This is a genomic window from Pannonibacter sp. Q-1, assembly GCF_054073275.1.
Genome location: NZ_JBSXNB010000002.1, coordinates 799,036 through 818,406, shown reverse-complemented (window position 1 = coordinate 818,406; position 19,371 = coordinate 799,036). Strand labels below are relative to the sequence as shown.

The following is a 19,371-nucleotide window of genomic DNA, read 5'->3' as shown; positions in this document are numbered from 1 at the left end:
CCGGTCAGGTCCGTCTCTTGCCTGCGAGCGATCAGATGTCGAAGAACACCGTCTCGTTTTCGCCCTGGATGTGGATGTCGAAGGTGTAGACCACCTCGCCATTGCGCTCCCCGCGCTGGGCGATCAGCGTCTTGCGGCGCACCGGGTGCTCCACGAGGTTGATGACCGGGTCCTTGGCATTGGCTTCTTCCTCGTCGGAGAAATAAAGCCGGGTGTTGAGGCCGAGGTTGATGCCGCGTGCGACGATCCACAGGCTGATATGCGGGGCCTGCGGGCGCCCGTCACGCCAGCGCACGGAGCCGGGCTTAATGGTTTCGATGACGAAGACGCCGGTTTCAAAGTCCGAGCAGGTGCGGCCCCAGCCCCGGAAGTCCGGATCAAGCTGGCCCGGCCCCTTGTCTTCCGGGTGGTTGTAGCGGCCATCGCTGTTGGCCTGCCAGCTCTCGATCAGCACATCCTTCAGCGGCGTGCCGGAGCCGTCGAAGACGCGGCCCTCGATGCGGATGCGCTCGCCGCGCGTATCGGGACCGGCGACCACATGGCTGAAGTTCTTCTCGAAGATGTCGAACCCGGCCGCCTGCGGGGCAAGGCCGATGTGGACATAGGGGCCCGCCGTCTGGCTGGCGGTTTCCTGAAGATAGGGAAGCGGCAGAACCATGGTTCAGTTTCCTTCCAGACGGTTTTCGAAAAGCGTGGAGCGGCGGCCGCGCAGCACGATGTCGAAGCGGTAGGCCCGGTAGTCGAGCGGGGCGGAGGCCTTCATGTCCAGCGGGGCGATCAGCCGCTCGATGGCACCGGCATCCGGGATGGTCTTGACGATCGGGCAGATATCGATGAGCGGGTCGCCCTCGAAATACATCTGGGTGATCAGGCGCTGGGTGAAGGAATGGCCGAACACCGAGAAGTGGATATGGGCCGGGCGCCAGCTGTTGATGTAGTTGCGCCAGGGATAGGGGCCCGGCTTGATGGTGCGGAAGCAGTAGTAGCCGTTCTCGTCCGTCAGGGTGCGGCCGCAGCCGCCGAAATTCGGATCGATCGGGGCGAGATAGGTGTCCTTCTTGTGGCGGTAGCGGCCGCCTGCATTCGCCTGCCAGGCTTCCACCAGCACTTCCGGCAGTCCGCGGCCGTTCTCGTCCAGCACGCGGCCATGGACCACGATCCGCTCGCCGATGGGCTCACCCGTCTTGGCGTAGTTGAGGATCATGTCATTGTCGAGCGGGCCGAGGTCGTTGTGGTTGAAGGCCGGGCCGGTGATCTCGCCCATGCCCTGTTCCAGCGACAGAAGTGCCTTCTGCGGCGAGCGCAGAACGGAGCTCTTGTAACCCGGCGCATAGGCGGGCGGATGCATGGACAGCTCGCGCTGGTAATAGTCGCCCAGTCCCGGGCTCGGAAAGTTGCTTGGGGTCTCGCTCATGACTGGCCTCCCTGGTCCAGATCCGCAGGTTTGCGCATTTCCTCCACTTCGCCCATCCGCCCGTTGGCGGCGAGGGTTTCGCGGGCAATCTTGAAGGCGGTGTTGGCCGCGGGCACTCCGGCGTAGATCGCCACATGCAGCAGCGCCTCGCGGATGTCGCGCGCGCTGGCGCCGGTGTTGGCGCTGGCCCGCACATGCATGGCCAGTTCCTCATGGTGGCCGAGGCCGGCCAGCAGGGCAATGGTGACAAGGCTGCGCTCGCGCTTTGTCAGGCTGTCATCGGCCCAGACCGTGCCCCAGGCGCTTTCCACGATCAGCGTCTGGAAGTCCTCGTCGAAGGGCGTCTGGTTGGCAATGGCCCGGTCCACATGGGCGTCGCCCAGAACGGAGCGGCGGGTCTTCATGCCATTGGCATGGCGCGAGCCGGGGGAACGGTCAGACAAGGGAATGCTCCTCAAGGAAAGTATCAACGGCCGCGCAGAAGGCCTCCGGCGCCTCGACGCAAGGGATGTGGCCCACGCCCTCGATCAGGGTGAAGCGTGAGCCCTCGATGAGATCAGCAGTGCCGCGCACCAGATCCGGCGGGGTCGAGCCATCCTCGCTGCCCGCAATCACCAGCACCGGCAGCTTCAGCTTCGCGGTCGAGGCGGTGAGATCGGCGCCAGCCAGCGCATGGCAGATGCCGGTGTAGCCTTCCCGCGTGGTGCGGGTCAGCATGGCGCGCCAGCCAGAGAGTTCCTCAGGGCGGCTCTGGCGGAAGGCGGCAGAGAACCAGCGCTCCAGAATGGGTTCTGACAGAGAGGCAATTCCGCCCGCTTCAATCGCGGCGATGCGCTGGGCCCACATTTCGGCGGTGCCCACCTTGGCAGCCGTATTGCTGAAGACAGCGGCCCGTACAAGGCCGGGGCGCTTCGACGCCAGCCCTTGTGCCACCAGTCCGCCGACAGACAGGCCCACGACAATGGCAGAGGTGATGCCAAGCGCCGCCAGAAGCTGGTCGAGGTCGGCGACAAGATCCTCAATGGAATAGGGAGCATCGGGGCACTCGGACAGGCCGTGGCCGCGCATGTCGTAGCGCAGGATGCGGAACTTGCCGGAATAATGCGCCGCCACCCGGTCCCATGAGCGGAAGTCCGTGCCAAGCGAATTGGCGAAAACGAGAACAGGCAGGTGCTGTTCGCCGCTGTCGCTCACATGCAGGCATACCCCGTTTGCGCGGATCATCTGCAACGCAATTTCTCCCTCTTGCCGCATCCCCTTGCGGGCAATGTTCATTCCGGACTGTCTCGCAGGCCCCAATTCCCGTTTCTTTGGCAGAGCCTTTCCGCCCCCCTCCCCCTCGTGGGGAGGGGTAGGGGTGGGGGGGAAGCCTATCCGGCAGGCAGAGAAACAAATGCTCTTGGGACGCACTTCCTTTTGAAGGTTTCTTCAAAAGGCGACCAATCCTTCAGGTAGTTGCAAGCTCAGAGCCCCCCACCCCTTACCCCTCCCCACGAGGGGGAGGGGGGCTGAGATGCTGTGCAGCAAGCCATCTTCAGTCTGAAGTCTCTTGCGCGAAAGCGGTAAGTGAACTCGTAGCGCCCCATCTGGAACACGTCTTCTCCTGAGGCAGACTATTTCATTCATTAATCGGTTATGTAAAATGACAAATTGTCCAGTCAACATAACCGGAGGGAATGCATGATCATTGATGGCCGGGTGAAATACCGCCACATCCAGTGCTTTCTGGAGGTGGCCCGCAGGCGCAGTCTGGTGAAGGCCGCCGATGCACTGGCCATCACCCAGCCAGCTGTTTCGAAGACCCTGAAGGAGCTGGAGGACATTCTTGGCGTGCGCCTGTTCGAACGCTCGCGCAAGGGCGTGGAACTGACCCAGTTCGGCGACGTGCTGCTGCATTATGCAGGTGCCAGCCTTGCCGCGCTGAAGCAGGGGCTCGACAGCGTGGCGCAGGCGCGCATGTCGGGGGATTCGTTCCTGAATGTCGGCGTGCTGCCAAGTGTCGCAGCGCGCATCTTCCCGGAGGCGGTGCAGCGCTTCGAGGCAGAGGCCATCGGCACGGTTCTGACGATGGAAGCGGGCCCCAACCGCTTTCTGCTAGGGCGTCTCAGGGTGGGGGAACTGGATCTCGTCGTCGGGCGGCTTGCAGATCCTGAACAGATGCAGGGCCTGTCTTTCACGCATCTTTATTCCGAAAGCGTGTCGCTGGTGGTGCGCCGGGGGCATCCGCTGCTGGACGAGCCTTCGGCGGATCTGGCGCGGATCGCGGATTTCACCGTGCTTTATCCAACGCGCGAGGCGATCATCCGGCCTTATGTGGAGCGGCTGATGATTGCCAACGGCGTCAGCCATTTACCGAAGCGGGTGGAGACCATCTCCGACACGTTCGGCCGCATCTACACGCTGGACAGTGACGCGGTGTGGATCATCTCCAGCGGCGTTGTTGCCCGCGACATCGCCAATGGCGATCTGGTGGAACTGCCGGTAAAGACGGCGGAAACGCTGGGGCCGGTGGGGCTGACCACCCGCGCCGACACGCCGCCGACACCGGCGCTGATCCTGATGCAGGCCTGCCTGCGCTTTGCCGCCGAAAAGGCGCGCTGACCGATTGATACATGCCCCGGTGCAGCGGGCACGGCCTGTGTCCATGCACGCTGCGCGGCACCGCGTGCAAATTGATGCTGCCGAAGGGATTTCTCTCATGGCTTCAAAAAGCGGGAGTAAAGGTCCAGCTTCTGGCAATCTGCGCAAAACTATTTCTTATGCGCAAGGGCAACGCCCTATAGTCTCGCGCACATGTTTCCCGGCGCAGCAGCGCAGCGGGAAGAGGGAGTGGAAGAAGGCAATCGCATGTCAGACCGGCTCAGCAATCTCCGGCGCCTTGAGGCGGAGAGCATTCACATCATCCGCGAGGTGGCGGCAGAGTTCCGCAATCCGGTGATGCTCTATTCCATCGGCAAGGACTCCTCCGTGATGCTCCATCTGGCGATGAAGGCCTTCTATCCGTCCAAGCCGCCTTTCCCCTTCCTGCATGTGGATACGGGCTGGAAGTTCCGCGAGATGATCACTTTCCGCGACGAGACCGTGAAGCGGCTCGGGCTGGAACTGATCGTTCACACCAACCCGGACGGGCTGGCGCAGAACATCAATCCGTTCGACCACGGCTCGCAGGTCCACACCCACATCATGAAGACCGAGGCGCTGAAGCAGGCGCTGACGAAATACGGCTTCGATGCGGCCTTTGGCGGCGCGCGCCGCGACGAGGAAAAGTCCCGCGCCAAGGAGCGCGTCTTTTCCTTCCGCACGGCGGCCCACACCTGGGACCCGAAGAACCAGCGGCCGGAACTGTGGAACCTCTACAACGCCCGTGTGGCGAAGGGCGAATCCATCCGCGCCTTCCCCCTGTCCAACTGGACCGAGCTGGACATCTGGCAGTACATCCTGGCGGAAAACATCCCCATGGTGCCGCTCTATTACGCCGCACCCCGCCCGGTGGTGGAGCGTGACGGCATGCTGATCATGGTCGATGACGACCGGATGAAACTGCGGGCCGGGGAAACGGTGGAGGAAAAATCCGTCCGCTTCCGCACGCTCGGCTGCTACCCGCTGACCGGTGCCATTGAATCGGAGGCTGACACGCTGCCGGCCATCCTGCGCGAGATGCTGATTGCGCGCACATCCGAACGCTCCGGCCGCCTGATCGACCACGACGACAGCGCCTCCATGGAAAAGAAGAAGCGCGAGGGGTATTTCTGATCATGGACTTCTCCGAAAAGCTCACGTCCGAAGAGGCCGTGCTCGACTATATCCGTTCGCAGGAAAACAAGGACCAGCTGCGCTTCCTCACCTGCGGCAGCGTCGACGACGGCAAGTCCACCCTGATCGGGCGCCTGCTCTATGACACGAAGCTGATCTTCGAGGACCAGCTGGCAGCACTCGAAAAGGACAGCCGCAAGCACGGCACCGTGGGCGAGGATATGGACCTTGCCCTGCTGGTGGATGGTCTTGAGGCCGAGCGCGAGCAGGGCATCACCATTGACGTGGCCTACCGCTTCTTTGCCACGGACAAGCGCAAGTTCATCGTTGCCGACACGCCGGGCCACGAGCAATACACCCGCAACATGGCGACTGGTGCCTCGACGGCTGATCTCGCCGTGCTGCTGGTCGATGCCCGCCACGGGCTGATGACCCAGACCCGCCGCCATGCCTTCATTGCCTCTCTGCTGGGCATCCGCCACGCGGTGCTGGCGGTGAACAAGATCGACCTGGTGGATTTCTCGCAGGAGCGTTTCAACGAAATCCGGGAGGCCTTCGAGGAGCTGGCCCGTGGCTTCGGCTTCGAGACGCTCCAGGCGATCCCCATCTCCGCCCGCTATGGCGACAATGTCACCACTCGCAGCGCCCGCATGCCCTGGTATGATGGTCCGGTGCTGCTGGAGCATCTGGAAAGCGTCGATGTGAACGGGGCTGAGGAGGCCCGCACCTTCCGGTTCCCCGTGCAGTGGGTGAACCGCCCGAACCTAGACTTCCGCGGCTATTCCGGCACCATCGCCAGCGGCCGCGTGTCCTTGGGAGAGGAACTGATCGTTGCAGCTTCCGGCAAGACGTCCCCGGTCACCCGCATTCTGGGTGCGGGCGGGGATGTGGACAGCGCAAGGGCCGGTGAGGCGGTGACCATCGTTCTCAAGGACGAGATCGATATTTCACGCGGCGACGTGCTGGCGCCGGTGCAGGCACGGCCTGATGTGGCGGACCAGTTCTCCGCCCATGTGATCTGGATGGCGGAAGACGCCCTGCTGCCGGGCCGCTCCTATCTCATGAAGATCGGCGCACGCACGCTGGCTGCCTCCGTTACCGACATCCGCCACAAGATCAACGTCAACACCTTCGAGCAGACGGCGGCCAAGACGCTGGCGCTGAACGAGATTGGCCTTTGCAATCTCGCGCTGTCCGGTGCCGTCGCCTTTGACGCCTACAAGGACAACCGCACGACCGGTGCCTTCATCCTGATCGACCGCATGACCAATGCGACGGTGGGGGCGGGCATGGTGGCCCATGCGCTGCGCCGGGCCAGCAACATCCACTGGCAGGCGCTGGACGTGGACAAGGCGGCGCGCAGCGAGAGCCTGCGGCAGAAGCCGGTGGTGCTGTGGTTCACCGGGCTGTCGGGGTCCGGCAAATCCACCATCGCCTCCATTGTGGAGAAAAAGCTGCATCTGGAAGGCCGGCACACCTATGTGCTCGACGGCGACAACGTCCGCCACGGCCTCAACCGGGATCTGGGCTTCACCGACGGCGACCGGGTGGAAAACATCCGCCGCGTCGGCGAGGTGGCCAAGCTCTTCACTGATGCGGGCCTGATCACGCTGGTGTCCTTCATCTCGCCCTTCAAGGCCGAGCGCCAGATGGCGCGCGAACTTCTGGAACCGGGCGAGTTCATCGAGATCTTCGTGGACACGCCGCTGGACGACTGCAAGGCGCGCGATCCCAAGGGCCTGTACAAGAAGGCGATGGCGGGCGAGATCCCGAACTTTACCGGCATCAGCAGCCCTTATGAAGCTCCGGAAAACCCGGAACTGCACCTGAAGACCGCAGGGCGTGAGGCAGAGGTTCTGGCCGAGGAAGTGCTCAACCACCTGCGCCGGGAAGGCATCATCCCCGCCATCGGTTATTTCGCGGCCGGCGAGGGGATTTGAGACCAACTCGCGATGAGCTTGTCTCATCGAGAGTTGGTCAAACCCGTGCGGCGCCTGAGCAATTTCAAGGCGTGATGCGTCAGCATCTCAGAGCCTTGGTATGAGTCTGAAGGCGGGGCACATGCGGGGCCGCCGGTTGCGGGGAACGCAAACCATTTTCGTCATGCCATGGCTACGGCCATGGCATCCATGCCGTGACGCTTCTGCCCGGCGAGGCCTCAACATTGCTGTCTTCCCATGCTGACTGCCCGTTGTGAGAGGTCTCGGCATGGATGGCATGATCAAGTCATGCCATGACGAAATGACTGTCGTTCAACGAAAAACAGGGCGCGGATCATCTCCGCGCCCTTGATGTTTCAGCCTTGACGTTATGTGCGCGATCAGTTCGCGCCAGACAGGCAGGACTTCAGCGAGGCGGCCATGTTCCGGGTCACCTCGAAATAGAGGTCCTTGCCATTGGCCACATCCGCGCCCAGCGGGTCGAGAACGCCGGTGCGCACATCCGTGCCTTCGATGAGCACGCTGACCAGCTTCGGCTCGAACTGCGGCTCGGAGAAGACGCAGACGGCACCCAGGTCCTTCAGCTTGGTGCGCAGGGCGGCGACACGCTCGGCACCCGGCTGCACTTCCGGGCTGAGGGTGACGGAGCCGGCCGCCCGCACGCCGAAGCGGTGTTCGAAATACTGGTAGGCATCGTGGAAGACGATGAAGGGCTTGTCCTTCACCGGCTCCAGCTCGGCGGCGAGCTCGGTTTCCAGCGCCGTCAGCTTTTCCTTCAGCGCAGCGGCATTGGCGGCATAGGTGGCCGCGTTCTCCGGATCGGCTTCGGACAGGTGGTGGGCAATGTCGTCCGCCATGGCCTTGGCGTTTTCCGGGTCCAGCCAGACGTGGGCGTCGAACTCGCCATGCTCGTGGCCATGGCCGTGGTCATGCGAATGCGAATGGCCATGACTGTGATCATGCCCCGCATGGCTGTGTCCTGCTTCGCCCTCTTCATGACCATGGTCATGCGGCTCGAAATTGGCATCCTCGCGCACCGGCAGCTTGTTGACGCCCGGCGCTTCGGACAGTTCGATGGCCTCGGCCTTTTCGCCCAGCGTTTCGAGCGGCTTTGAGAGGAAAGGCTCCAGCTCCGGCCCGACCCAGAACACCACATCCGCATCCGCGATCAGCTTGGCGGTTGAAGGCTTCAGCGCGAAGGTATGCGGCGAGGCGGCGCCATCGACGATGACGGAGGGCTCACCTACGCCGTCCATGACGGCGGCAACGAGGCTGTGCACCGGCTTGATCGAGGCAACGACCTTGGGCGCGGCGAGTGCAGGGGAAAGGCTGAGCAGCATCAGGGCCGTGCCGGCCAGTGCTGCGCGGGCGAGGCGGCTCTTGGAGCCGGTGCGGGAAGTCTGGGACATGGGAAGTCTCCTTCAGTCCTCGGGGGAAAGGCCCGGCGCAGGAGGCGCGTCAGGCGGAACTTGTGATGTTATGTTGTTACATTGTTTGCGTGATCGTATAACGTATGAGATAAGTCCCGGCAACCCCGATCCTCACACTGGAAAGCAACCGGCTTGTCTCCCAGCGGTTCCCATCTCATCCAATTGTCCAATGCCGGCGTGCAGCGCGACGGCCGCTGGCTGGTGCGCGGCGTCGATCTGACCGTGGCTCCGCGTGAAATTGTCACGCTCATCGGCCCCAATGGATCCGGCAAGTCCACCACGGCCAAGATGTCGCTCGGCATCATCGCGCCGACGGAGGGCACTTCGGCCCGCAAGCACGGGCTCAGGGTTGGCTACGTGCCGCAGAAGGTTGCCATCGACTGGACGCTGCCGCTGACGGTCGGCCGCTTCATGCGCCTGACGTCGCCGCTGTCCGAAGCCGAAGCCGTCGAGGCCCTGTCCGCCACCGGCATCGCCCATCTGATCAAGGCCGAGATGCGCAACCTTTCTGGCGGCGAAATGCAGCGGGCACTGCTGGCCCGCGCCTTTGCCCGCAAGCCGGACCTTCTGGTGCTGGACGAGCCGGTGCAGGGCGTGGATTACAACGGCGAGATCCTGCTCTACGACCTGATCAAGGACCTGCGCGACCGGATCGGCTGCGGCATCCTGATGATTTCCCACGACCTGCACGTGGTGATGGCCGCCACCGATCAGGTCATCTGCCTCAATGGCCATGTCTGCTGCCGGGGCACGCCGGTCAATGTCGCCCGCTCCAGCGCCTACCGCGAACTCTTCGGCATCCGTGCCGCAGGGGCGCTGGCGGTCTATGAGCACAGTCACGATCACGAGCATCTGCCCGATGGCCGTGTCCGCCATGCGGATGGCTCGGTCACCGACAGCTGCCATCCGGGCGACGGGCATCACGATCACAGCCATGGCCACAGTCACAGTCATGACCATCATGGTCACCATCACCACGGACATGATCACGCCCATGAAGCGGGCGTGGAGCCTTGCGGCGGTGTGAAGGAGGACGAGCGCCATGCTGGATGATTTCTTCACACGTGCCATTCTGGCCGGCATCGGCGTTGCGCTTGTGGCCGGTCCGCTCGGCTGTTTCATCGTCTGGCGGCGGCTGGCCTATTTCGGCGACACCCTGTCCCACGCCTCGCTGCTGGGTGTGGCGCTGGCGTTCCTGCTGAATGTCAACATCACGCTGGCGGTCTTTCTCATCTGCACGCTGGTGTCGCTGCTGCTGCTCACGCTGCAGCGGCGCGGCGGCCTGTCCTCTGATGCGCTGCTGGGGCTTCTCGCCCATTCCTCGCTGGCGCTGGGCCTTGTGTGCCTGGCCTTCATGACCTGGATCCGCATGGATCTGATGGGCTTCCTCTTCGGCGATATCCTCGCCGTATCGCGGCTGGACATCGGTATCATCTATGCAGGCGGCGCAGCCGTGCTGGTCGTGCTGGCGATGATCTGGCGGCCGCTCTTCGCCGCAACTGTCAACACCGATCTGGCCGAAGCAGAAGGCATGCAGCCGCAGCGGGCCAACCTCATCTTCATGGTGCTGATGGCGACCGTGATCGCCATTGCCATGAAGATTGTCGGCGTGCTGCTGATCACCGCTCTGCTGATCATTCCTGCTGCGGCCGCCCGGCGGCTGTCCGGCGGGCCCGAGCAGATGGCGGTGGTCGCGGCGCTGGTCGGAGCCAGTGCCGTCGTCATGGGGCTTTTTGCCTCACTGCATTTTGACACGCCCTCAGGACCTTCCATCGTGGTGGCGGCTATGCTGCTTTTCGGTGTAAGCCTGTTTCCAGCGTGGGCCATGCTGGGCCGCAAGCGGCGCGCAGACAGTGTGGGCCAGGGCTGACCGGCGGCGGAGAGAAGGAAGCGACGATGAGTGACCACCACGACCATCATCACCACCACCATCACCACGACCGCTCGGGCCTGACGCGCAACCAGAACCTGGTGTTCGGCGCGCTGGAAGAGGCGCAAGGGCCGCTGACGGCCTATACCATCCTCGACAAGCTGAGGGTGGAGGGCTTCCGTGCGCCGCTGCAGGTCTACCGGGCGCTGGAAAAGCTCGTTGAAATGGGCATGGTGCACCGGCTGGAAAGCCTCAATGCCTTCGTCGCCTGCCGCCATCCCTCCTGCGAGGATCACGCCAGCACGGCCTTTGCCATCTGCGAAACCTGCGGCTCGGTGACCGAGTTTGCCGATGAAGAGGTCTCCAAGCGGCTCAGCGGCTGGGCCAAGGGCGAGGGCTTCGTCCTGCACAAGACGGTGATCGAACTGCGCGGCCTCTGCTGCACCTGCAAGGATGCCGCTGCCGCGCAGTGACAGTTTCTCATGCAACGGCTTTCGCAGCTGATGCATCACGCCTTGAAATTGCTCATGCGCCGCACGGGCTTGACCAGCACTCAGTAAATCGAGCTCGTTGAGTGCTGGTATTACTCGCTGAAGAGCCCCGGCACGTCCGGCCAGTCTGCACCGGGATGGTGCGCGGCGATGGCGAGAAAGTCTTCGAGAAACGCCTGACATCCCTCGTCGTGAACGAGGTGATGGGTGAGAATGCCCAGCGGTTCCCTGTCCGTGTTGCGGCGGCGCAGAAACTGCAGGTCGAGCCGCTTCCTCGCACTCTTCCAGCCAATGAAGCGCCGGTCCTTCTTCCACTTGATGATGTCCACATGCGCCTGCACCACATGCGGCCCGTGGTAATGCCAGGTGAAGGTGGACAGGCCTGTCAGCCCGGCCTCCGGCAGAAGACGGACGATGCCGGGGGCGATGCGGTTCCAGGGCGGCACCATGGCAGGCACAAAGCGTGTCCCGAACAGCTGGCCAAGCCTCTCGTATCCGGCCTTCAACTCCGCCAGCGCTTCCGTTTCATCCCGCCGCGTGCCGAATTCGGAAGCCTTTTCGCCAAGATCCTTGAGCTGGTGGTTGAGATGCTGCCAGCCATGCTGCAGCACCACCGCATGGGGATCCTCCGCCAGCCGCTTGGCAAGCGCTTGCGTCGCCGTGCGGGGAATGACGGCAAGGGCCACCTGCACCTTGTGGGCACGGGCAAGGCCAAGGATGGCTTCCAGCGCAGGCGTCGGCTCGATGGCATCATCGTCGCGCCACCAGAAGCGCACCTTCCGGTCCCGCTCCGCAAACCAGTCGAGATGCGCCTTGAGGCTGTCCCGGAACGCGGCAAGCTCATTCGTCATGTGCGGAACTCTTCCAGATCCTTGAGGAGAATGTCAGCGCTCGCCTCCGCGCCGCCAAGGCGCACGGAGGTGGCGGTTGGGGGCAGGGACAAGGCTTCATCCACCGCCCGGGCAAGTGTGGCGGCAGAAAGATCCTTCTCGGCCAGCATGATGGCTCTGCTATGGTTGACCAGCGCCTCGGCGCGCTGGGTCTGCTCGGTTTCCTTTACCTGCGCAAAGGGCACGAGCACGCTGGGCACCCCCGCCCGCAGGATATCCAGCACCGTGTTGTAGCCGGCCTGACTGACGGACAGCCTTGCTCGGGCAAGAAGGTTCGGAAAGTCGCGCCTCGCCCGCTCCACGATCAAGCCATCCGGCGCGCGTGCCACATAGGAAGCGAAGGCTTCCGCCTCCACGTCGTGGCCCACCAGCAGACGCCAGCGCGCGTCATTGGCGCGGGCAGACAGGGCGCGGGCACCAAGAGCCGCCTCGATCAGCGCCCCAGAGACGGCGCCGCCGCCGCAGGAGAGGATCACTTCGTCCTGCCCATCCTCACCGGGCGCTTCGGGCCGCCCGTCCGTGCTGACATAGCCGGTGTAGCGTACCAGATGGGCAATGCGCTCCGCGAAGGGGAAGCTGTCGCCAAGCTCGACGAAATCCGGATCGGAATGGACCAGCACCCGGTCATAGGATGCCAGCGCCTGATCCGCCATCCACTCCTCCTTCCAGATCTGCTGCTTGCGCACCAGAATGTCGCGGATGGAGCTGGCGGTCAGCGGGCGCTGCGGCAAGGCACGGGCATGAGCCAGCAGCGGTGCCAGCTCGAACTCGAACTGGCGGCGGCCAAAGGGATAGGTTTCGGTCAGGAGAATATCGACAGGCCGGGCCGTGAATGCCGTCATCGTGGCCTCTGCCCGGCGCGCCATCCATGCCTCGTCAATGTCAACGCCTTCCGGTGTCACCAGCCGGTTGAACACCGCATCGGGGCTGCGCACCGGCGGCAGGGCGATGATGTCGAGGCCGGATACATCCAGCGTCGGCGGCAGGGTATTGCCGGTCGCCAGCGTCACGTCTACGCCACGCGCCGCCAGCGCCTGCCCGATGGCCGCTGCCCGCACCGCGTGGCCGGTGCCGAGGAGGTGCTGAACATGGATGAAGGCGTGCAGGGGGCGTGTGTGGGCGTCGGTCATCAGGGTCTTGTCCTCGCACCCAGATAATGCTTTTGCGCCGCATGGAGAAGGGCATCGAGCCGGGCAGCGCCTGCAGTGAGATCATGCCGGGCGAGAATATGGGCGCGGGCAGCCTCTCCCATGGTGCTGCGCAGGCCCCGGTTCAGGATCAGGCGGCGCAGGCTGGCGGCAAGAGCGCCAGCATCACCTTCGGGGGACAGAAGTCCGGTGCGGCCATCCTCGACGATATCCGGTACGCCAAAGGTGGCGCCGCCTGCCACCGGCAGACCGCTGGCCTGCGCCTCCAGAAAGACGAAGCCGAAGGCCTCGCGGATGGCGGGCCAGACAAACACATCATGGCAGAGATACTGCTGCGGCAGCGCTTCGGGCGGCAGGGCCCCGGCGAAGTGGCAACGGGCGGCGGGAAACAGCGGCGCCAAAATCTCGCGGGAGGGGCCATCGCCAACAAGGGTCAGCTCCCAGTCGATATCCATCAGCTGCGCCAGTGCCTCAGCCAGAACCCGGTAGGAGGCTTCCTTGTCGCCGGGGCGCATCATGCCCACAGCCAGCAGCCGCACGGGGCCTTCTTCGGAGAGGGCCGGGCGCGGCTTCAGAAACGGCGTTGCATCGAGAAACGGCGGGAAGAGATGCAGCACATCCGGCGGCAGCACCGGCTCAAGGCAGCCCGCATCGGCCCGGTGGATCGCGCCCACCGCGTCAGCCCGCTGAAGGGCCGCATCGGCAGCGGCAAACCCATATGCCCAAGGGCCGGTCTGGCGCTTGGGCGCCCGGCTTGCCTCCAGCACCACATAGGGAATGGCGAAATGGTCAGCCACTGCAGGCCCAATCCAGTCCGGCGCCTTGTGATAGAGGTGATAGGTCACCCACACCTCCGGCCGCCAGCCTTCGGCTTCCCAGCCGCCGATGATCCGCTCCGCCTCAGCCTGTGCCGCCGCATGGGCCTCCGGCAGGTCCTTCGGCGCAGCGCGCCAGGTCTTCAGCCGGCTGGCGACCCAGGTGTCATGGCCTCCCGTCTCCAGCGCCCGCAGGATGAGCTGCGCAAAGGTCCGGTCGCCGGAGGGCACCGGATCATCGGCAGGTTTCATCGGCGCGTAGAAGGCGGCGCGCATCCCGTCAGACCAGCGCTTTGAACTTCACCGCCAACCGGTCGAGCCCCGGCGCAGTGGCAAACTCGGCCCGTACCTTCCGCGAGGCAGCAAGGCCGAGTTCATCACGCAGGGCGGGCGTGGTGATCAGCCGCGCCATCGCTTCTGCCAGTGCTGCGGGATCTGCCGGGGGCACCAGAATGCCGGTCTCGCCGTTGTCGATCAGCTCGGGGATGGCGGAAACGGCGGTGGACAGGCAGCACAGGCCCATGGACTGGGCCTCCATCAGCACGTTGGGCAGTCCGTCCCGGTCGCCGCTTTTCGTCACCTTGGAGGGTAGCACGAAGAGGTCAGCTTCAAGAGAGGCGGCAATCACCTCCTCACGCGGGCGCGCGCCCATCCAGGTGATGCGGGCGGAAAGGCCGAGCTTGTCCGCCTGCGCCTTGAGTGTGTCCGACAGTTCGCCGCCGCCGATATGGGTGAAATGCCAGTTCAGCTCTTCCGGCAGGCGGGCGAGGGCGGTGAGAAGATCGTCATAGCCCTTCTTCGCCACGGCCCGGCCAACGGACAGAAGCCGCACCGGCTCACCGCTGCCATCGCGGGTGGAGGGGCGGCCCGAGGGTTCGGGAAAGCCGGTGAAATCCAGCCCGTGATAAACCAGCTCCACCTTGGCAGGGTCGGCCGAAAGGCTGCGCAGATAATCCACATTGACGGAGGTGCAGGTCACGCCCCAGGCAGCGTCATCGAGCTTGGTCCTGAGCTCCCATTCCGGGCTCGTCCAGATGTCCTTGGCATGGGCCGAGAAGGACCAGCCGCGCCCGGACAGATGCGCCGCATAGCGCGCCACCGAACAGGGCGTGTGCAGATAGTGGGTGTGAATCCACGTCACGTCTTCCGGCAGTTCATGGGCGAAGACGCAGGCCTGGCCCCAGCGCCGGTGCCGTCCGGCGTTGCTCTCATGCTTCAGATCCGCCTCGAACAGGGCGCGGGCAGCGGCATAGGTGGGCTGCTGCTCCGCCCAGCGGCGGGCGCGGGCAACACGCTTCGGATCGTCCTTCAGATATTCCGGCAGGTACAGCACTTCGGCGCTGATCTGCCGGTGCAGCTCGTGAATGAAGGGGTCGTAGGGCTTGCGCAGCGCAACGATCAGCTGGCCGATGCCCCGGCGCTCCAGCCCGAGGATTTCCTGCGCGATGAAGGTTTCCGACAGGCGCGGATAGCCTTTCACGACAACAGCAATGCGGGACATGGGAGGGGCCTCTGGTCTTGATCTGGAAGGGCGCGCTCAGACGGCGGAGCGGCGCGGCTGCTGGAAGCGGGAGCGTGCGGACAGGATTTCCTCGACGCGTGTCTCGATCACCTCGATACCGCCAAGAAGGTTGTCGACGCCCGCCATGGACGGGCGAGGCTGGCCGGGCAGTGCGGCGAGCGCGTTCAGCATGGGCTTGACCTCCGGATAGCGCTCGATCGGCAGAACCGTCAGCAGGCCCTTTTCCTCGGCGTGGGCGGCGCGGATCGCCTGCTCCCGGCGCGGGATGATGCGCGGCACCAGCAGCGTCGGCTTGTCGAAGGACAGGATCTCGCAGAAGGTGTTGTAGCCGCCCATGCCGACGATGGCCGTTGCCGCCTGAAGGTAAGGCTCGATCTGCGGGGTGAAGCGCATGATATGCACGTCGCGCAGATGTTCGGCGCGCGCCATGAAATCCGTTACGGCGGCTCCCGGCATGAAGGGGCCAAGCACGATCAGGGCGGGAAACAGCGGCCGGCCGTGCGATTCATATGCCCGCATCACCCAGTCGACCATCTCCACCCCATCGCCGCCGCCGCCGGGCGTGACCAGAATGAAGGGCTCATCGCCAAAGGGCAGGGGTTCGGACAGTTTTGCGCCCTTGGGCATGTCGCGGCGCAGGAAGCCGGTGTAGAGCATCTTGTCGAAGACGGACTGCGGCAGGTCGATCCCGGCCAGCGGGTCGCACATGCCTTCCGGGCCATAGACCCACAGCTCGTCATAAAGGTCTTCCAGCGCGGGATGCACGTTCTTGCGCTCCCACTCCTGCTGCAGGATCTGCGGGTCATCCATCACGTCGCGCAGCCCCAGAACCAGCCGGGTGCCGGTTTCCTTCAGCATTTCCAGCGTGCCCAGCACCTCGCCGCGCAGGCCCAGCGGCTCCTTGTCGACGATGAAGATGTCCGGGGCAAAGACCTGCGCCGTATGCTCGATGATGGAGGAGCGGATCTCCAGCGTGTGGTCGATGTTGAGATGCAGCGACAGGGAGGTGTACTCCCCGTTGCGCAGCTTGATCACGCCGGGAATCCGGACAAAATCCACCCGCGAGCGGAATTCGAAGCTGCCGATGATGGGCGAGCCGGAGAGAATCAGGACCGACAGCGTGTCGAACTTGCCGACCAGTGACTGCGCGATGGCACGGCACCGGCGCAGATGGCCAAGGCCAAAGGAGTCATGGCTGTAGATCAGGATTCGTGGCGATTCGGACTTCATGTGCCCCCGCGTGCATGCCCCGTCTTGTGTCTCTGTCGCGGCTTTCCGTGAGCGTCAGCCGCTCCGGCCTGAAGCCAATCCCTGTCCGTCCTGCGCTTTTGCTCTCTTGAATTCCGGCAGTTTTGGGGCGGATCAGAAAAACTTTCTGCCTCTATGGCATATCCGGCGTTGCGAGTTAACTGGCAACGTCATACCAGTACAAGGATGGCCGCAGTTTCGCCAGACTGGACTTCACCTATGGAAAAAAGCCTTTTTCGCTTCATCTGGAAGTTCAGTGCGCGGCAGCAGCTCTTCATTCTTTTTCTCACAGTCCTGTCTTATCCGATCAGCTACATCCTGCTGGAGCTGCCAAAACAGATCGTCAACGATGCGGTGCAGGGTGACGGTTTTCCGCGGGAGTTTCAGGGATTTGAGTTTGACCAGATCTCCTATCTCTTCCTGCTCTGCCTCACGTTTCTGGCCCTCGTTGTCGTCAGCAACGGGCTGAAGCTCTGGATCAACGTCTACAAGGGGCGGCTGGGTGAGCGCATGCTGCGCCGCCTGCGCTTTGAACTTTTTCAACGTGTGCTCAGGTTCCGCCTGCCGCATTTCCGGAAGGTGAGCTCCGGCGAAATCATCCCGATGATCACCGCCGAGGTGGAGGATGTGGGCGGTTTCGTCGGCGATGCCATAGCGCTGCCCGCCTATCAGGGCGGCCTTCTGGTGGTGCAGGTGGGCTTCATCTTCATGCAGGACCCGCTGCTGGGCCTCGCCGCCGTCAGCTCCTATCCGCTTCAGGCCTATATCATCCCGAAGCTTCAGCGGAAGGTCGTGCTGTTGTCGCGCCAGCGCGTGAAGAACGTCCGTGTCATTTCCGACAAGCTGGGAGAGACGATCACCGGCGTGCATGAGATCCACGCCAACGATACCTCCGCATTGCACTCTGCCGATATTGCCGACCGCCTCTATGAAAATTTCAAGATCCGCTACGAGATCTACAACCGGAAATATTTCATCAAGTTCGTGAATAACTTCATGAACCAGTTGACGCCATTCTTCTTCTATCTGATCGGCGGCTATCTGGTCATCCAGGGCAATCTCAGCATCGGTGCCCTGCTGGCGGTGATTGCCGCCTACAAGGATCTGGCAGGCCCCTGGAAGGAACTGCTGGCCTATTACCAGCTCGTCGCCGACGTGCAGGTGAAATACCAGACCGTTGTGGAAAACTTCGACGCCGCGGACATCTATCCGGTCGAACGGCTGGTGGCCGATGAGCGCACCAGCCTCACGGGTGCGCTCGAGATGCACAATGTCAGCTTCTCCGGCGGCGCGGCAGGTCAGGAAGTGTTCGGCATTTCCCTCAAGGTGCCGGAAGGCACCCATTGCGCCATCGCCGGCGGAGATGGCTCCGGACGCTCCGAGGTGCTGCAACTTGCCGCAGGGCTGGTCAGTCCCACTTCGGGCCGGGTGGAGATTGGCGGTCACGATCTGGAGAAGCTGGGTGAGGCAACTCTCGGCCGGGAAATCGCCTATGTGGGCGGCGCGGTGCACATCTGGACCGGCACCATCCGCGACAATCTCTATTACGGACTGAAGCACCGGCCGCAGAACGAGGTACAGCGCACAGGCAAGGATCTTGACAGCTTCCTGCGGGCCATGCGCGAGGCGCGGGAGACCCGCAATCCGCTGCATGATATTCATGCCACCTGGGAAGATCTGCGGGCTGCGGGCGTTGCCTCGCGGGAGGATCTCGACGTACTGGCGCTGGCGCTGCTGTCTGCGGCCGGGATGGAGGGGGACATCTACCGCCTTGGCCTCCAGTCCCGCTTTGATCCGGCGCGCGATCCGGGCTTTGTCGAGCGCCTTCTGGCCGTGCGCGCCCGCATTGGCGAACGGATCGCCGAAGATGGCCGCATCGCCGCGCTGGTCGAACTGTGGGACGTCAACGCCTTCAACCAGAATGCCTCGCTGGCCGAGAACCTGTTCTTTGCCGTGCCCTCTGACCCCAATGTGATGATGGACCAGATGCCGTCCATGCCGGAGGTCAAGCAGTTCCTGTCTGACACCGGGCTGGAGACGAAGCTGCAGCTGCTGGGCCTGCGCATTGCCGAGACGATGGTGGAGCTTTTTGCCAATGTCAGCGGCGATTCAGGGCTGCTCAGCACCTATTCCTTCATCACGCAGGATGATCTGCCCGAGTTTGACCGGATCGTGCGGGCCTTCCGTTCCGAAGCCCTGAAGAACACGATCACGCCGGCCGACCGGGCGCGCCTTGTGACGCTGGCCTTCCGCCTCATTCCCGCCCGCCACCGCCTGGGTGTTCTGGACGAGGACATGCGGGCGAAGGTTGTCGAGGCCCGGCGCGACTTCCGGCACAAGGTGGTGGACGGCAGCCGCAATTTCATCGCGGTTGATCCGGCCGTCTATCTGCCGCCGCTCAGCATTGAGGACAATCTGCTCTTCGGCCGCGCCCGTCTCGACAGGCGCGACGCGCGCCAGCGGATCGACGCGCTGGTGCGGCAGGTTGTGGAGGAGGAGGGGCTGCGCGAGCCGATCATCTTCACCGGCTTTGACTACCATGTGGGTGTCAGCGGCTCGCGCCTGTCCGCCGGCCAGCGCCGCAAGCTTGCGCTCGTCAGAGGCCTGCTGAAAAATGCGCCGGTCACTATTCTGGACGATGTTGCCGCCGGTCCCGGTGAGGATGACAAACAGTTGCGCCGCATATTGCGGGAGATCCTTGCGGGCCGTACGGTACTGTTCGGAACGGCGCATGCTGACATAGCCTCGGAATTCGATCAGGCCGTGATCATGGATCAGGGCCGGACCGTCCGGCAGGACAACAGGGAAGAACAAGCCTGAAACAAGCTCTGGCTGCAAGTAATGGTGTAA

The 19,371-nt window shown here is 63.8% G+C and carries 17 protein-coding genes; 7 read left to right on the top strand and 10 right to left on the bottom strand.

The window, feature by feature from the left end:
* Positions 1-31 precede the first annotated feature (31 nt).
* The 4 genes from pcaG to pcaD are packed head-to-tail and all read right to left on the bottom strand — an operon-like array spanning position 32 to position 2,638.
* Complete coding sequence (gene pcaG, locus ACVNHC_RS07805) at positions 32-658, bottom strand: protocatechuate 3,4-dioxygenase subunit alpha (protein WP_374628745.1); 627 nt, start codon at positions 656-658, stop codon at positions 32-34.
* A 3-nt stretch (positions 659-661) separates the two neighbouring features.
* A complete protein-coding gene (gene pcaH, locus ACVNHC_RS07800; protein WP_457166881.1) occupies positions 662-1,414 on the bottom strand; it encodes a protocatechuate 3,4-dioxygenase subunit beta in 753 nt (250 codons plus the stop codon).
* A complete protein-coding gene (gene pcaC, locus ACVNHC_RS07795; RefSeq protein WP_050471235.1) occupies positions 1,411-1,857 on the bottom strand; it encodes a 4-carboxymuconolactone decarboxylase in 447 nt (148 codons plus the stop codon). Before pcaC ends, pcaH begins: the two co-directional genes overlap by 4 nt.
* The gene (pcaD, locus tag ACVNHC_RS07790; protein WP_457166880.1) at positions 1,850-2,638 is read right to left on the bottom strand and encodes a 3-oxoadipate enol-lactonase; all 789 of its coding nucleotides are present in this window, start codon (positions 2,636-2,638) and stop codon (positions 1,850-1,852) included. The genes pcaC and pcaD overlap by 8 nt, the downstream gene beginning before the upstream one ends.
* A gap of 456 nt (positions 2,639-3,094) precedes the next feature.
* Between pcaD and pcaQ the strand changes: the two genes are divergently transcribed.
* The 3 genes from pcaQ to cysN all read left to right on the top strand — a co-directional run bounded on the left by pcaQ (position 3,095) and on the right by cysN (position 7,107).
* On the top strand, positions 3,095-4,015 hold the full coding sequence (gene pcaQ, locus ACVNHC_RS07785) for a pca operon transcription factor PcaQ (RefSeq protein WP_457166879.1): 921 nt from the start codon (positions 3,095-3,097) through the stop codon (positions 4,013-4,015).
* 246 nt (positions 4,016-4,261) lie between these two features.
* A complete protein-coding gene (gene cysD / locus ACVNHC_RS07780; protein WP_050471400.1) occupies positions 4,262-5,167 on the top strand; it encodes a sulfate adenylyltransferase subunit CysD in 906 nt (301 codons plus the stop codon).
* A 2-nt stretch (positions 5,168-5,169) separates the two neighbouring features.
* Entirely contained in the window at positions 5,170-7,107 is a 1,938-nt protein-coding gene (cysN, locus tag ACVNHC_RS07775) for a sulfate adenylyltransferase subunit CysN (protein WP_457166878.1), read from the top strand.
* Positions 7,108-7,487: 380 nt separating this feature from the next.
* Here the strand turns inward: cysN and znuA are convergent, their stop codons facing one another.
* On the bottom strand, positions 7,488-8,516 hold the full coding sequence (gene znuA / locus ACVNHC_RS07770) for a zinc ABC transporter substrate-binding protein ZnuA (RefSeq protein ID WP_374628749.1): 1,029 nt from the start codon (positions 8,514-8,516) through the stop codon (positions 7,488-7,490).
* 153 nt (positions 8,517-8,669) lie between these two features.
* On the opposite strand from znuA, the gene ACVNHC_RS07765 reads away from it, so the two are divergent.
* The 3 genes from ACVNHC_RS07765 to ACVNHC_RS07755 are packed head-to-tail and all read left to right on the top strand — an operon-like array spanning position 8,670 to position 10,880.
* Positions 8,670-9,590 (top strand): ATP-binding cassette domain-containing protein, encoded by a 921-nt coding sequence (locus ACVNHC_RS07765; RefSeq protein WP_050471240.1) that lies wholly within the window; start codon positions 8,670-8,672, stop codon positions 9,588-9,590.
* Positions 9,580-10,407, top strand: a complete 828-nt coding sequence (locus tag ACVNHC_RS07760) for a metal ABC transporter permease (protein ID WP_058900269.1) — start codon at positions 9,580-9,582, stop codon at positions 10,405-10,407. The genes ACVNHC_RS07765 and ACVNHC_RS07760 overlap by 11 nt, the downstream gene beginning before the upstream one ends.
* A 26-nt stretch (positions 10,408-10,433) precedes the next feature.
* Entirely contained in the window at positions 10,434-10,880 is a 447-nt protein-coding gene (locus ACVNHC_RS07755; protein ID WP_050471242.1) for a Fur family transcriptional regulator, read from the top strand.
* Between the two features lie 110 nt (positions 10,881-10,990).
* Here the strand turns inward: ACVNHC_RS07755 and ACVNHC_RS07750 are convergent, their stop codons facing one another.
* Genes ACVNHC_RS07750 through ACVNHC_RS07730 form a run of 5 tightly spaced genes read right to left on the bottom strand, consistent with a single transcriptional unit; the run spans position 10,991 to position 16,503 of the window.
* Positions 10,991-11,749, bottom strand: a complete 759-nt coding sequence (locus tag ACVNHC_RS07750; protein WP_457166877.1) for a polysaccharide deacetylase family protein — start codon at positions 11,747-11,749, stop codon at positions 10,991-10,993.
* Positions 11,746-12,918, bottom strand: coding sequence for a glycosyltransferase family protein (locus ACVNHC_RS07745; protein WP_457166876.1), 1,173 nt, complete (start codon positions 12,916-12,918; stop codon positions 11,746-11,748). Before ACVNHC_RS07745 ends, ACVNHC_RS07750 begins: the two co-directional genes overlap by 4 nt.
* Positions 12,918-14,027: a glycosyltransferase family 4 protein gene (locus ACVNHC_RS07740; protein WP_457166875.1), complete on the bottom strand. Its 1,110-nt coding sequence runs from the start codon at positions 14,025-14,027 to the stop codon at positions 12,918-12,920. Before ACVNHC_RS07740 ends, ACVNHC_RS07745 begins: the two co-directional genes overlap by 1 nt.
* A gap of 4 nt (positions 14,028-14,031) precedes the next feature.
* Positions 14,032-15,252, bottom strand: a complete 1,221-nt coding sequence (locus tag ACVNHC_RS07735; protein ID WP_457166874.1) for a glycosyltransferase family 4 protein — start codon at positions 15,250-15,252, stop codon at positions 14,032-14,034.
* Between the two features lie 36 nt (positions 15,253-15,288).
* Positions 15,289-16,503 carry a glycosyltransferase family protein gene (locus ACVNHC_RS07730; protein WP_122519749.1) on the bottom strand — a complete coding sequence of 405 codons (1,215 nt, stop codon included), beginning with the start codon at positions 16,501-16,503 and terminating at the stop codon, positions 15,289-15,291.
* 237 nt (positions 16,504-16,740) lie between these two features.
* On the opposite strand from ACVNHC_RS07730, the gene ACVNHC_RS07725 reads away from it, so the two are divergent.
* The gene (locus tag ACVNHC_RS07725; protein WP_050471248.1) at positions 16,741-19,341 is read left to right on the top strand and encodes an ABC transporter ATP-binding protein; all 2,601 of its coding nucleotides are present in this window, start codon (positions 16,741-16,743) and stop codon (positions 19,339-19,341) included.
* The last annotated feature ends 30 nt before the right edge of the window (positions 19,342-19,371 follow it).